This window comes from Pseudomonas putida (assembly GCA_041879295.1).
GTDB classification, from domain to species: domain Bacteria; phylum Pseudomonadota; class Gammaproteobacteria; order Pseudomonadales; family Pseudomonadaceae; genus Aquipseudomonas; species Aquipseudomonas putida_Y.
This window is the reverse complement of the sequence record CP047152.1, coordinates 4,159,818-4,174,681: the sequence shown is the minus strand read 5'-3', so window position 1 is coordinate 4,174,681 and position 14,864 is coordinate 4,159,818. Positions and strand designations below refer to the sequence as shown.

Genomic DNA, 14,864 nt, shown 5'->3' with positions numbered 1-14,864 from the left:
TCATGGCTAGCAATTCAAAGGATGACCTGCTCGCAGAACTGAGCAAGGGTGACGCCATGCACGGCTGGGGTGCGATGCTCTCGATCGGCCGCGACCGTTTCAACCAACTGTTGCAGGATCGCTTTGTCGAGGCATTCGCGACCCAGGACTTTATCGTGCCGTTCAGCGGCGAATATTACGCGGATAACAACACCGAGAAGGTTGTTTTCGCGAACATCATGTTCGGCCCGCCCCAGGTGTCGTTCAGAGCGGCCAGTGGTCGGTCGGCACGGGTCAAGCTGAGCATGGAACTGATCGCCGGCAGGTGTAGCATGATTGCCGAGTACCCAGGCGAGCCTGGCTTCTTGAGGCGCAGCCATGTGCTGCAGCCGGGCATGGGCTTTCGATTCGAAGTGACCGTCGATTTGCAGGTAGTGCGGTCACGTAATGCCGACAAGGGCCAATTGGTCATCGATTGGAGTACGGTCTCCGACCCGGTCTGTAACCTGGCGCCAACCCCAAACGCCGAAAGCACCATGGGCGCATATTTGCTGCGGCAGCTGGGGCCGCAGTTGCGCAACTGGGCATTGCCGGTGGTAACGATCGAATTCCACTTTGGCTATAACGCAATGTCCGTGGTGGATTTCACTGTCGTGGCGCAAAAGGCCCCTGAAGGGGGGGGCAGCGGCTCATCGCCTGCGGACGATGGGGCCGTGGTGTTGCTCATGCAGTTAAGGGGTGCGCTGAAGTGGGGCTATGCGCCTGCCGGGTGGCTCTACCTACTGCCGGCGAGCGGTGCCGGCAAGGACAACTACGGTGCTTCGCTGCTGGTAAGCAAGGCTTGGGCCCCCCTGATGGCCAAGTTCGCCACCGACGTGTTGTCGCAGGTGGTCTTGCCGCAGAAACATGAGATTGCGATGTCCGAAGAGTACAAGAAGCATGACACCATCCTGTTTGGCGATATTACGCCTAGCAAGGACGCGCGTATTCTGCAGCCGGCGCTAAGTAGTCTAGGGGCTTCCAGGGACAAGCAATTCACCCTGACGGGCACGGCGCCCAGTGAATGGTCGGTGCGTAATCTCACTTATCCGCGTGCGTGCGGTGACATGGTGGCCGGGCGTTATACCGCTTCGGCCATCGACAAATTTGCCAGTGACTCGCAAGTTGTCGTAGTGACGGCCAAGCTGACCGAGTCGCCCGACAGTGAAGTACGTACGGCATTAGTGGTCGAGTCCAGCGAGGCCTTGGCGATTTCACCCAAGGTAGTGCTCTGGAACAAAGGCGATCCTGCGCTCACGCTGACGGCGTCACATGGCGAGGGCATATCCTGGGCGCTCGAGGATGGCACCACTGACGGCTTTGAAGCGATTCCGGGAGACCCCCGCAGTGTCAGGTATACGCCGAGCGCCAAAGACGAAAAGGAGCCAGTGGAGCTGTTGCGTATAAAGGTGTCGCGCGGCGCCGACAGCGGCTATGCAACGGTGGTGATGATCAAATACTCCATGATGCTCCAGCTCGAGCCGTTCCATGTCACCCAAATGCCACCCAGCGGGACCCAGGACTTCGCTCTTCTCGATTATAAGGCGGACTCATGGTTGCTCTTCGGTAAAGGTACGCTTAAGGACGGTGTCTACACCGCGCCGGGGGCTGAGCCAGGCGGGCCGGGTGAAGTCAGCGTCGTTGTCGGCGTTGCCTACGGGCTTGGGGGGCTTGCCGTGATCGAGCACGGGCGTAACAGTGTGCAACAAATGGCCACACAGCAGGAGCGTTGGAAAGCGCTCAACAGATTTGAAGTTTTGCGTAATAACAGCAATCGTAACAAGGTCTGGGCCAATGGTTTGCAGCAGGTTGGCATCGACGTCGTTATCGAAACCAAAAGTTTCGAGGGGGCTGACGGGACTGTATGGGACCCGGTGAGCGATCAGGAATTATCGACGCTGGAGCTGCTATACGAGGACGGCAGCCCAGTCTACGTCTTGCCGGCTGGTGCTGATGGGTTGGACCCTGATGAGCTGCCTGAGGAGGCAGCTGACCAGAAATGGGCAGTTACCAAGCGTCGCAATGTTCGCTACGACTACTTTCCAGTTAGCGCGGTTCAGGCTGAGCAAGACTCATTGCTAGCGCCTATCGACGCACGGCGTACCGTGACCTTCTTTGTGAACGCCCTGGAGGCTGAGGTCAGGAAGTTCAAGGCCAAATTCCAGGATCATAACAACGGCTGGCATTACTCTGACCTCGTGGAGGAGGGCCCGGGGGTGCTCGAGCTGCAAGGGGTGCAAGTTTCCCCGCCCAATATTGATGATTACAAATTTGAGCCAAAGCGGGTGTATACCCACGATGGTAGTAATCACTCAAACGGCGACTTCTTCAACTATTGGCATTACACCACCGATTACTGGGTACTCAGAGCTCCCGGGCTCGAGTTTGTCAGGGCCCGTCTGGCGCATGCTTCGATGATGAAGTGGGAAAGCGAACTGATCGACGAAACCTACTGCAGCTACACAGGGTTTGCGTTCATTCCCCGTCGTGATACGGATTCCGTATCGCCACTGAGCGGCATCACGTATGGGGCTGAACTCGAGTTGCTGGTGCATGAGGAAAAGGTGAAGTTTGAGGGCCTGGATTATGAGTTCAAAGGCCATGAATCCGTCAGTGCTGGCACCCTGCTGTTGAGCCTGGACCGGGTACCGAACTTGAAATACTGGGTTGACACCGAACATACCGAGTATCGCAAGGTATTGGACAGACCACTGGTCGTAACGCTCACCGACAACTACGGCAATGCCCACCGCTTGAGAATTACCTTCAAGGGCGGTGTGGACAGCCGCAATCAGTTTGTCCTTGAGGGGCAGTAAAGCCAAGTCGCCCGTTCGCGGGCGACGCACCCCATTATCGAGTGAGTATTTACCATGACGACCCAATCCATCGTCCATTCCAATGCTTTCAACTTCCTCAGCTTCGTGCAGGGTGGCGTTGACCCGCGAACCGGGCAATACACACTGGCGATCCAGTTACCCGAACTGCCCGCCAACGACCTTAACGGCCCCAGCCTGCCGCTGCGGCTGTCCTACAACCCGATGAGCAAAGGGGATCCGGGGTTCGGAGGCGGTTGGAGCTTGAACCTGAGCCAATTCACGAACCGTGGGATGCTCAACCTGCATTCCGGTGAAAGCTTCAAAGTGGACGACAACGGTCCGGGTGAGCAGGCCGTGGTGCTAGAGCGCAAAATCGACAGCTTTCATTTTGAAAATGTCAGCGAAGGCGAGCAAAAGCGCTATCGCGTGGCGCACAAGACCGGTTTGATCGAGCTGCTTGAGCCACAGGCTCCCGATTACACCGTGTCCTTGCCCGTGCGGGTGCTGGCAGAGACAGGTCACGGCATCACCCTGGGCTACACGCCTGTGGACGGTGCGCCCTGCCTGGAATGGATCGTTGACGACACCAACAGGACCTTGCTGAAAATCGACTATTCCACCAGCGATGTGCTGATCGACTTGAACCCCGGGACCAAAGCCTTCGCACGTTACACCTTGGTACGCGACGGCGATGAACTGAAACAAGTCGTGTTACCCACCCCGGACAAGGCACGCTGGGAATTCGACTATCATCCGTTGCAAACTGAGTCGTGGGGCATTTTGCGTTTGTTGACCCATGTGCGGACCCCGCTCGGTGGCAGCGAAGCCATCGAATACAAGTACGATGGTCATGACTTGCCTGGCGGGAGGACGCTACCGTACGTAACGCGCCATGTCGTGAGCCCAGGCTTTGAACAGGACGATGTCGAAACACGCTATGCTTTCAGCAGCAATAATTATCTAGGTAATGGCGCCGGCGTCAGTTGGGAGGACAATGGCTTCGACAACTTGTACAAGTTTACCGGGAACGATTTTCTCTATACCTCGACGACAAGCCACTATATGAACAAGGTTGCGGTGCGCGTGGTCGAGCGCAGTTTCAACCGCTTCCATTTAATAACCAAACAGGTCACTACCCAGGAAGCCTGCGTCAATACCGTTACCACCACCTATCATGAGGTCGATAATTTAGAATTCTCGGCACAACCGAATAACTTCCAGTTACCCAAGACCGTGACAACCGCCTGGCGGCTGGCAGGAAACTCAAACGCTTACCGGGAGCAGACAGTCACCACTGGCTATGACCCATACGGCAACCTGATACTGGAGCAGCAACCCAATGGTGTGACAACGCACAGCACCTATTACCCAGCGGCCGCCGAGGAAGGCTACCCCGGTGATCCAGAAGGATTTGTCCGGTGGCTGAGATCGCGCACGGTGGAGCCCGCCGCCGACGGCGATGCCGGAGCAGAAACACTGCGTAGCGACTATACCTACGTCAAATTGTCCGCCCTCGACGCTGATGCCAGGGGCAAGTTGCTTCAGCATACTGAAGCACTGGTGCGAGTTCAGGGCGCCAAGCTGTTGCGCCATACCCAGACTGAATATGCAGACAGCGTCGGCGGAACCTGGCAACGTGGCCTGGTGCGGGGGCGCCAGATCAAGGCATTGCGTCATGGCGAGTCCAGGCTCGCAACCCCGCGCGACGATAAGTTGCAACATGGCCGGCCTGTCAGTGAAACACTGAAGCTGAACGGCAAGGTTACCCAAACAACCTATGGCTACACCCGGGTTGAGGTGGACCAGCATCCCGCTGTGCAAACCGTGGCGACTCTGAACGGCTTCGACCATGGGCACTATCTGCCAGGTACGGGCAAGCGTCACGCGCAAAAAGTCACTACTTTGCAGCATTCGGTGTTGATCGGTGAACCGCTGCTCCATTATGACGACAACTATGACAGCAACGATGTGCAGATCGCTTATACCTATGACGAGCTGCGACGCGTAACAAGCGAAACCGTTGCGCCGGGTACCGAGTACACGGCGAAACGCGAGTACAGCTACCACCTGTCGTCCAATGGCAGCCAGGCTCTGCAGGTCATGGTAGACGTCAAGGGTGTTACCACCTGGAGTTATGTCGATGGCCTGAACCGTGAAGTTCGGCGGATGCGCCAAGACCCCGACTATGCGCTTACGCCAGCAGCTCAGGAAGCGCAGCGGCAGACCTATAGTGCAACGTACGATGCCCTGGGCAACCTGGTTGAAGAGGTTGAGCATGAGTGGCTGGCGCTGGAAGACCTGCCGCTGACCACCCGTTACGAGTACGACGCCTGGGGGCAGCGTTGCTGTGAGGTTGGGCCGGATGGTGTGCGCAACCATGAACAAACCGACCCGATCGGCACGCAAGAATCAGCAGGGCCGATCATCACGCAGTGGCGTGAATCGGGGGATGGTAAGGTGCGCACTGGCAAGACCGTGACATGGCAGAATCTGTTCGACAAGCCGGTGCGTGTCGAGCGCTTGCGCCTTGATGGCAAACGGGAAAGCTTGCACCAGTATTTTTATGACGGCCTGGGCCGGACCTCTCGGGAAATCGATGGCCGTCAAGCGCAAACTGCCTTTGCCTACGATGAATTCGATCGACTGCTCGTGCATACCTTGGCCGATAACTCGCAGGTGGTGCGTGAGTATGCGCCGCATAGCCACGAAGACCTGCCGGTGCTGATCAAAGTGTTGGAAACCGTTGGTGGGGTAGTGGAGGAGCATGTATTGGGCGAACAGGCCTTTGACGGCCTGAACCGTATGGTGGCGTCTGTCACCGGTGGTCGTCGGCGCTTGATGGAATATGCCCCGGGCATGCGCCAGCCGGAGTCAGTGATTTCCCCCCGTGGCGAGCATATTGTTTACAAGTATGTGCCACAGGTAGGTGAAGAGCCTTGGCAAAGGACCCTGGTTAACACCGAGGTGAATGCGGAATACGACTACGACACAAAAAATGCTCGGCTGCTCGGATGCAAGGAAAATGGTGATGAGCTTTCGCGAGACTATTACAGTACCGGTCACCTGCGTTCGGAAACGCGTAGCCAGGGGGGTGGGGAACCGCTTCGCATGCAGTACGTCCACAGCCTTGGCGGTCGCCTGTTGAGTTACACGGATGTATTAGGAGGTGTTCAATCACACCGTTACAACGCATTGGGCCAGCTCGAGGAAACCAGCCTGGGTACACTGGTCAGCCGCTTCTACTATGACGCACTGGGCCGTATCGAGTCCTACATGACGGAAACGAAGGAACCCGACGGTACTGTGCGTAGCCTGACAACTACCTTGGGCTACGATGAGTTCGAGCGCGAGACATCCCGCATTTTTGATTTTGGCGACACGCAGCAGACGTTGACCCAAACCTACGATGCAGTGGATGCAATCGTGACTAAAACGCTTAGTGAGGGCGAGGGCACGCCGGTGCTGCGCGAAGAAAGCTACGTCTATGACGAGCGAGGCCGGTTGACCGACTACGAGTGTCAGGGTGAAGACGCCTATGTACCCGTAGACCCATATGGCAACAAGATCCAGCTGCAGCGCTTCGATATGGACGCACTGGATAACATCACCCGAGTGCGCACCCTGTTCGAGGAAGGCATGATCGATGCCCGTTATCATTTCGACAACCCTTGGGACCCCGCGCAACTGACGGGCATCACCATCAATGGGCTTGAAGATGAGCCGCGAATCATTGAGTTGGAATACGATGCCGATGGCAACCTGATACTGGATGAGGAGGGGCGTCAACTTGAATATGATGGGTTAGGGCGTTTGCAGCGTGTCAAGCTGGCGTCCGGTTCGGGTGGGGCTACCTATGGTTACGATGCGCTGGATCGGTTGGCGATGCAGGATGTACTGTGACCCTTTATCGAGGGGCTACCTGGCTTTGCAGGGGTAATGTCAAGTGGGCCCACCCCGTGGGTGAAAGGTCTTGCGCCTGCGCATAATGCTGCTTGCTTAAGCAGTTGAACCCAATCTGGGCTTTATGGAAAATCCGATACCAGCCCTCTGGTATCGGATTTTTACGTTTGAAAAAAGCATCTTTGTAAAAGCGTCAACTGACATTTTTGTCAGTTGTCGATGGGGGGGTTACGCTTTTTAATGGGTTCACCTGAGTTTGGTTGGTTTGTCGTTTTTCAACTTCTATCCAGCGGGTGAGGCTATGAACAAGCAAGTAAGCAAGTGGGCGGCAGCAGAACAAGCCCGTCAAAGCGTTCGCGGGGCCAGGGCCCGGGCAGTCGAGGTCGCGCCGCTCGATCCGCCAACTATCAAGGAAACGCTGTTGGCGGACCCTGCAGATAATACTGTGAAGAACAGCGTCTTGCTGAACCCAGCTGAAAACCTGATTATCGATCTGCAACCTTGGGATACCTTTGCACCGCCGGAGTCTACCCTGTTTGACACATTATATGTTTATCATACTGCGGCTACGGGTGGGCGAGAGGAGATATTCAACCAGGAATTCAATGCCGATGATAAGCCTGATTTTCCTTTTGCATTCACAGTTCCCAAAGCGAAGATAGAGGCCTGGGGGGAGGGTGAACACAAATTCAGTTGTGAAGTTCAGCCGTACAATGGTGGGGATAGGATAATATCTGATGGGGAACTCAGCCTGATATTTGACCGCGTGCCTCCCTATGGCCAGGCAACGCCAGCACCCTTTACGCCAATTGCGGATGTGACGGATGCCAATATCGATATCGTGGATTTGGCCTTCCCAGAGTATGACGATTATAAGGCAGGCGATACCGTACATGTGTATTGGCTGAAAAGCGTGCCTGACGATCCCTCCGGATTGACACCTGTTGTGAGTGTGCCTGTGCAAGCTCCACCACAAGCGTTGCGAGTGCCTAAGAAGGCCATCGAAGACACAGGTGACGGTGGCGTCTATGCACTCTACCTGTTGGTGGACAAGGCAGGGAACATCAGCAAGCTCTCGCAGTACCTCCCGGTAGGGGTGGCTATCGGGCCCTTGCCCACCGGGTTGCAGGACCCTGTAGTGCCGTTGGCGCCTTCTGGTGATGGGTTGATTGACCAAGAGGATGTTTTCACCGGTGTTAGCGTGCAGATCCCTGAATTTTCAAACTTCAAGCCCACGGATGAGCTTGAAGTGACATGGGGGACGCTCAAGCTCGGCTGGCAACCGATCGGCAACGCTCCCCGGTTCCCCTTGGTCGTCAACCTGACGTCGTTGCAAGTGTGGGAGCAGTATGGTAGTACAAGCAGCGGCGATGTGCAGACGCCCGTCAGCTATGAGCTGCGACGAGGGGCGGTCTCGGCAGGTAGCAAATCCATTGATGTGAACGTCAACCTCGAACGCATTGGGCCGGTTGACCCAAATCCGGACCCAGAATGGCCAGGGCCCGTCAACCCGAAGCTGGGGCCAGTCACGGTAACTGGTGCAATCTCAGGTAAAGCCAACGAACTGACCCCGGACGATGAAACGCATCCTGCATCGTTGACGTTTTTGCTTGATGCTGCATTCAAAGAGGGTGACAACATTACCTTCTATTGGGGGGCGCAGCATATTGCTGATGCGGATTATCCTGTAGAAAGTGGAGACCCCGGCTCGAATATTACGTGTGAAATTCCCTGGGAATATATCGAGGCAGGCAAGAACGGAACCGTACCGGTTCATTATGAGATCACGCGCACTGGCATTCCTAATAAAACGGCTTCACCCTCTACGGATGTGTTAGTCAATGCCATCGTTTTGCGCCCCGAAGCACCTGCTTTCTTAGGCGGAAATACCGAAGCGCCAGTAGGCTGGCTGGGGTGTAAGTCGTTGTTCGATCCAAACGACCCCACTGACACCGTCCCATCTATTCGGGTTCAAGTGCCTGATCTTGCTCAGTATGGCTTGACAGAGAGTGATACGGTGACAATGCACTGGACGGCGGTGCATGGGTACTCTGGCGACACAAAAATCCCGGGTATCGACAAGACAGAAGATATAGCCCTGACTGGCGGTAAGTTGAATGGATTCGTATGGCGGATCGAGCCATATGATAAGCACATTTTACCCATTCCTAACTACAGCACAACCATCAGGGAAGGGCGTGGTCGTGTAACGTATAGCTTCACCTTGGAGGGTAAGCCGTACACCTCACTTACCTTGGAACAAATTGTCTCCATGCACCAGCTTGGGGCTGCCTGCCCACTTAGGCAATGAGCAGTGAAAGGGCGGCGATAGAGCGCGCCATCGCCGTCCTTTCTGAAGTTGACGAAAGGGTTGTAGGGTTTTCCTACAGAATTTTCGGACTGTGTTTAGTAACTTTTCTGCCATAGCCGTTTGGCAGAAACATTAACTGACACAACTGAGGTCATTGCTGATGGGGATTGTGCAAAAACAACGCGGGGGGCCGTTGGTGCCGGCCAAGGTGGTCATGTCTGCGCTTATGATGCTAAGCCCAATTGCCCAAGCGTTGACGACCGTGGATGGCGACCTGACCATCGATGCGAATACACCACTCGATAACTATCAACTAAACCCAGGGGCCAGGCTTGACGCCAACGGTGCATCCACCCAGCACATCGATATTTTTGGCGGTGCGCACCTGGAGATGAGCGGCAGCACGGTGGATGCGCAACTGGACGATGGCATCGCCCTGCGGGGCGGTTCGAGCGCAAACGTAACTGCCAATTCGCGGGTGGTCAGCGCCCGCTACGGCCTGCGCTTGCAGCGCGACAACAGCCTGGGTGGCTCAACGGCCACCGTCAGTGACAGTTATGTCGAAGGCGCCAGGGGGGGGGCGCTGATATCGGCCGAGTCGACCCTTGTACTGCACAACAGCACACTGGTCGGTACCGGTACGGCCGCAGCTGCGGACATGTTTGACAACGCAACGCTCAGCGCGGAAGGCAGCCGTTTGCAGGGTGCACGGAATGGCTTGCGGATATTGTCTGCGCAGGCACAGCCTGGCACTGCGACGGTGAGCCTGGTGGGGTCGCACGTAGAGGGGCAGGACGGCTCTGCGATTGTGGTCGGCAACCCCGCGCTTGGCCCGGCTGAGGCCGATATCCTCGTAGCCGGAGGAAGCACCTTGCAAGGCAGCAACGGCGCGCTGCTGGAAGTTACGGGCAGTTCCACGGCACGCATGACGGTGGACAACAGCCAACTGGTGGGTGACGTGCGTGTCGAAGAGGGCTCCAGTGCCTCGCTGACGCTGGACAACCACGCCAGCCTGACAGGCCGACTGGAGAACGTCGCAGGCCTGACCCTGAGCAACCAGGCGCGCTGGAACATGGTCGAGGACAGCAAGGTCGGCAGCTTGGCCCTTGAGGGTGGCAGTGTCAGGTTTGGTGAGCCGGGCCAGTATCAGCGCTTGAGCGTGGGGACGCTGGCTGGCAGTGGCAACTTCATCATGGACGCCGACTTCAGTACCGGCGATAGCGATTACCTTGAAATCACCGGTACCGCCACCGGCAGCCATACCTTGCTGGTTGGCAGCAGTGGTGCCGACCCTGTGTCTGAGAACCAACTGCACCTGGTGCATGCCGCTGCAGGCGATGCGCAGTTTTCCTTGCTCAACGGCCCAGTCGACGTGGGCACGTTCTCCTACGAACTGGTGCAGCGTGGCAACGACTGGTTCCTCGACGGTGCGAGCAAGGTCATCAGCCCCGGTACCGCTTCGGTGCTGGCCCTGTTCAACACCGCGCCGACCGTATGGTATGGCGAGCTCACCACCTTGCGGAGCCGCATGGGCGAACTGCGCCTGGACCAAGGCAAGGCGGGTGGCTGGGTCAGGGCATATGGCAACAAGTACAACGTTTCCGATGCAGCGGGCAGTGCATACCAGCAGGTACAGCAGGGCTTCTCGTTAGGTGCTGATATGCCGCTGCCGCTTGGGGATGGCCAGTGGCTTCTGGGTGTGATGGCAGGGCACAGCAATTCGGACTTGAACCTGACGCGTGGCGCGTCTGCCGACGTCAAGAGTTATTACCTGGGGCTGTATGCCACCTGGCTCGATGCCCAGAGCGGTTACTATCTGGATGGGGTGGTCAAGCTCAACCGCTTTGACAACTCGTCGGATATCACATTGAGCGATGGCAAGCGCAGCAAAGGTGATTACGACAACTTCGGTGTGGGTGCATCCCTGGAGTTCGGTCGCCATCTGGAGCTGGGCAATGACTACTTCATCGAGCCCTATACGCAATGGTCAATGGTCACCATCCAAGGCAAGCACTATGACCTGGATAACGGAATGCAGGCGCGCGGCGACGTCACCCGCTCGCTGCTCGGCAAGGCCGGGGCCACCGTTGGGCGTACCTTCGACCTAGGTGCCGGGCGCAAGGTGCAACCCTACCTGCGCGCTGCCTACGCACATGAGTTCGTCGACGACAACCAGGTCAACGTCAACGACAACCGGTTTGACAATGATCTGTCGGGCTCGCGCGGCGAGCTGGGGCTGGGGGTTGCCGTTAGCATGACCGATCGCCTGCAACTGCACGCCGACTTCGATTACGCCAACGGTGAAAAGATCGAGCAGCCCTGGGGTGCCAACGTCGGGCTTCACTACAGCTGGTAGGGCTATTGCAACCGGGGAGGTATCGAACCTCCCCTTTTTGTGCCCGCCTGCACTGGATGGAGATGCAGAGTATGCAACGGTCTACACAGGGTACTTACGTTCCGGTTCCGGTCCCGCTCGATCCGCCGACGGCGCCGGATGCGCTACCCGACATTCCCGGCGGGCAGCACAATTTGCTGCCGGTTGCGGTGTTGGGTCGCCCACTGCGCATCGACATCCCGATGTGGGAATACTCGCGTCCAACTCCCGAACGCCCGGAATGGATCATCCTGTACTGGAACGGTTCAGAGGTCGAGAAAAAGACCTGGTACGACGACATACCGCCAGATGAGCTCTATGTGGATGTCCCGGTGCAGTTCCTCGAGCACGGGGTGGCGGCCGTCACCTATTTGGCCCACGGCTTCAATGGGGAGGAGGTCGGATCCATGCCTCTGTCTCTGACCATCGACGAGGTGGCGCCAGTGCTGGGTGACAACCAAGGGAGCCTGGTGTTCGATGAGGAAGTGCTCAGGGACGGCGTGACCGCGCGCTACCTCGAGAACAACGTCCTGCAGGCGCTGGTGCCGAGATATCAAACCCCCGCAGTGGCTGACACGCTGATCGTTTACTGGGATCGTGAGCCGTTTGCCAATGAAGAGGTCGATCGGTATGAACTGATGGACCCTAGCCGGCCGATAAGCATCGTATTTTCCAAGGAAATGATACTGGCGCGCGGTGATGGCAAGCGCTATGTCCATTACAAGGTCTGTGACCGTGCCGGTAACCTGAGCGCTGGTTCACAGCCAGTCACGCTGGAGGTGGCTGCCACGCCGATACCGCGAAGTTTGCCGCCGGTGTTGATCGACCAGGCAGAGGGCTGGGGGGCACAACAGACGCTGACGCTCAATGACTTTTACCCGCCGTTACTGGTTGAGGTCCCGGCGAGTGCGGTTATCTACCCGGATGAAACCCTCACGGTGGTGTGGGGAGCGCCGGGCACAGCGGGGTACTTTACGACCAGCACGCCGTACAACGGGCAAGAGCGTTTCTTCGAAATACCCACCCAGTACGTTTTGGCGCAAAGCACGCATACCGTTACGGTGCTATACCGCGTGAGTGACAACGCCAATGCGCTCGATTCCGACGCACTTGCTCTGGACGTGAAAGCGCGCTCGGAGCGGTTGCCCCAACCCGAGTTGGATGGGGCCAATGCCGATGGGTTCAGCCTGGGCAAGGCGCCAGCCAATGTGCCGATCCGGCTGGGCACTTGGCCTTTGATTGCCGAGGGGCAGCAGGTCAGCATTCAGCTGACCGGGGTCTTGCCTGGTGGCAGCGACGCGCCAGCGTATGACGTGCTGTTTGCGCATGCGTTATCTGCTACCGAGGCCGACGAGGGAATTGGCATGCGCGATGATGTGACGGTACCTAAAACCCACCTGGCCACCCTATGGATCGGTCATAATTTTACTATCACGGCGTCCGTAAGCTTCGATGAGGGCGCGACTTGGGTAGCGTTTCGTCCCGTGCTCAACCTGCCACTGCGCGATTGATGGAAAGTGTTGGATCACGGCCTTGCAACCGGGCTGGAGACCTCTGCAGTTATGCCACTGTAGTCACTGATCGTGGTGAACTTCACCTGTAGCCCATCGGTGACTGTCATGGTGTTCAGCGCATAGGCCTGCGTGCCCAGGGGCAAGGCCATGGCCTTGGCGTTGATGGTTTCACTCGCGCCATTGCCACTTACCACCAGGCGGCTGAAGGTGAAGTGATAAGGCGACGGGTTATCGACGACCAGATGCGGTTTTCCATCTATTTGTTGCACCGACCAGGCCAGGTCTTTCAACCGGTCTTGCGGGCGGCCTTTGAGCTCACTGGGACGATAGAACAGCTTGATGCGCGTGCGCAGGGCGATGTTGAGGATGTTCTCTCCGTCATTGGTCGCTGCCTGCGGTATTTCCTGCAGGTTGAAATAGAACACGGACTCACGATCACGGGGGAGATCGTTAGGCAGGGCATTGATTTGCACCGTCTGTTCGCCACCGGGGTCGAGGCGGAACAGGTTAGGGGCAGCGATCAGGGGGACGGCAGTGGTTGCGTCGTCGGCTTCGGTGTTGACCCAGGCCTGCGCCGCGTACGGCCTGTTGGAGGGGTTGGCGACGATGACCGAGGAGCTGCGTTTGGCGCTGTCGTGCACCACTCGCGTGTGGCTGATGGTGAGTGCCGCTTGTGCGCCGGGGAGAATGGCTGTGAGCAGCGCCAGGCAGCTGCATGAGGTGATCAGAAGTCGAGAAAGGGGTGACATGGTGTTTGACCGGGCAGGAATGGTGGACTCCAGGTGCGGGCACCTGGAGTAGGTGTCAAGGCAGGTCTACCGTGAAGGCGACTTCAGCTTGTGCTACACCGTCGGTGATATCTGCTGCATCCAGGTAAGACTCGTACGAGGCGTAGAACACCATCTCCGTTGGGCGATCTACGTATAGATCGTATGGGATGGAAGCACTGTTGGGTGCAATTTTGGCTTTCAGCCTGTCTTTGATCGCGACGCCCACGCCCGAGGCACCGTTGACGCCATAAAGGTCGCCGCCGACGATGCCGTGCAAGGGTGTATATTTCACGGTTGCGGTGCGGGGGGCTGGAATTTGGCAGGCCGGAGTCGGTGTTATCTTTAGCGCGAATGCCTTGTCAGGCGTGGCGGTGCCAGGGGTGTGGAAGTAGCCTTTCGTGAAGTTACCCAGCGATACCTCGGGGATAACGCTGCCACCTGGGGCGACGACTTCAATCGGGCAGGTACCGCCGCCGTAGATGGTACCGTAGAAGCTGATCTGGCCTGTTTCATCGTCGAGAGCGAATGCGCTGCTGCTGGCCATCGCCATGGCGAGCATGAGCAAAGTTTTTTTCATTGGCAGTTCCTTGATGTTGTCGTGTTGACTAGGGGACGCTCCCTTGCGTCGGCTTCGAGCCGAAGGGGGAGCGGCCAACAGCATAGGGGGGGAGGCCAATGGTTGAATGTAGGATTAAGTGGCAGCTGGGTACGGATTTTTAGGGCGGCAGCGCACGTGTGTTCAGGACTTTTTTACGGCTTCCAGCAGAGCCTGCTTTTGTGCATGCCAGTCAAACCGCAGGCCGTCCCGTTCCGCTTCATAGCGCAGATCTTCCAGGTTCTGGTAGAGCTGCAGCTCTTCGTCCGGCATGAAGTGCAGGCAGTCGCCACCGAAGAACCACAGCAGGTCGCGCGGCACCAGGTGGGCGATTTGCGGATAGCGCTGAATCACCTGGCATATCAGGTCTTGGCCCAGATATTGGCTTTCCAGCGGGTTTTGCGGCAACAGGGTCAGTAGCTCGTCGAAGCGGTCGAGGAACAGGGTGTGGCTTTCCTCCGGTACCTGCTCGGCTTCACCCAGGGCCACCAGTATGGTGCGCAGGTGGTTCAGCAGTTGCAGGTGGTATTCCACGTGGGGGGTGGCCATTGGGGTGGTCCTCGGAA

General features: G+C 57.5%; 8 protein-coding genes. 5 read left to right on the top strand and 3 right to left on the bottom strand.

Features of this window, described 5'->3' with window-relative positions:
• The first annotated feature begins 2 nt into the window (after window positions 1-2).
• From GST84_19125 to GST84_19105, 5 genes are all read left to right on the top strand, one after another.
• Window positions 3-2,834, top strand: coding sequence for a hypothetical protein (locus GST84_19125; protein ID XGB14320.1), 2,832 nt, complete (start codon window positions 3-5; stop codon window positions 2,832-2,834).
• Between the two features lie 54 nt (window positions 2,835-2,888).
• Complete coding sequence (locus tag GST84_19120) at window positions 2,889-6,734, top strand: sugar-binding protein (protein XGB14319.1); 3,846 nt, start codon at window positions 2,889-2,891, stop codon at window positions 6,732-6,734.
• Between the two features lie 301 nt (window positions 6,735-7,035).
• Window positions 7,036-9,045 carry a hypothetical protein gene (locus GST84_19115; GenBank protein XGB15810.1) on the top strand — a complete coding sequence of 670 codons (2,010 nt, stop codon included), beginning with the start codon at window positions 7,036-7,038 and terminating at the stop codon, window positions 9,043-9,045.
• A gap of 160 nt (window positions 9,046-9,205) precedes the next feature.
• Complete coding sequence (locus tag GST84_19110; protein ID XGB14318.1) at window positions 9,206-11,401, top strand: autotransporter outer membrane beta-barrel domain-containing protein; 2,196 nt, start codon at window positions 9,206-9,208, stop codon at window positions 11,399-11,401.
• 173 nt (window positions 11,402-11,574) lie between these two features.
• Window positions 11,575-12,930, top strand: coding sequence for a hypothetical protein (locus GST84_19105; protein XGB15809.1), 1,356 nt, complete (start codon window positions 11,575-11,577; stop codon window positions 12,928-12,930).
• Between the two features lie 14 nt (window positions 12,931-12,944).
• Here GST84_19105 and GST84_19100 read toward each other — a convergent pair whose 3' ends face one another.
• From GST84_19100 to GST84_19090, 3 genes are all read right to left on the bottom strand, one after another.
• Window positions 12,945-13,592, bottom strand: a complete 648-nt coding sequence (locus GST84_19100; protein ID XGB15808.1) for a fimbria/pilus periplasmic chaperone — start codon at window positions 13,590-13,592, stop codon at window positions 12,945-12,947.
• Between the two features lie 145 nt (window positions 13,593-13,737).
• Window positions 13,738-14,280 carry a type 1 fimbrial protein gene (locus GST84_19095; protein ID XGB14317.1) on the bottom strand — a complete coding sequence of 181 codons (543 nt, stop codon included), beginning with the start codon at window positions 14,278-14,280 and terminating at the stop codon, window positions 13,738-13,740.
• Between the two features lie 162 nt (window positions 14,281-14,442).
• On the bottom strand, window positions 14,443-14,847 hold the full coding sequence (locus GST84_19090; protein ID XGB14316.1) for a dehydrogenase: 405 nt from the start codon (window positions 14,845-14,847) through the stop codon (window positions 14,443-14,445).
• Window positions 14,848-14,864 lie beyond the last annotated feature (17 nt).

What these genes read in the sequence shown, in the direction of transcription:
- GST84_19125 (XGB14320.1), top strand. Translation starts at nt 3, where the DNA reads ATGGCTAGCAATTCAAAGGATGACCTGCTCGCAGAACTGAGCAAGGGT.
- GST84_19120 (XGB14319.1), top strand. Translation starts at nt 2,889, where the DNA reads ATGACGACCCAATCCATCGTCCATTCCAATGCTTTCAACTTCCTCAGC.
- GST84_19115 (XGB15810.1), top strand. Translation starts at nt 7,036, where the DNA reads ATGAACAAGCAAGTAAGCAAGTGGGCGGCAGCAGAACAAGCCCGTCAA.
- GST84_19110 (XGB14318.1), top strand. Translation starts at nt 9,206, where the DNA reads ATGGGGATTGTGCAAAAACAACGCGGGGGGCCGTTGGTGCCGGCCAAG.
- GST84_19095 (XGB14317.1), bottom strand. Translation starts at nt 14,280, where the DNA reads ATGAAAAAAACTTTGCTCATGCTCGCCATGGCGATGGCCAGCAGCAGC.
- GST84_19090 (XGB14316.1), bottom strand. Translation starts at nt 14,847, where the DNA reads ATGGCCACCCCCCACGTGGAATACCACCTGCAACTGCTGAACCACCTG.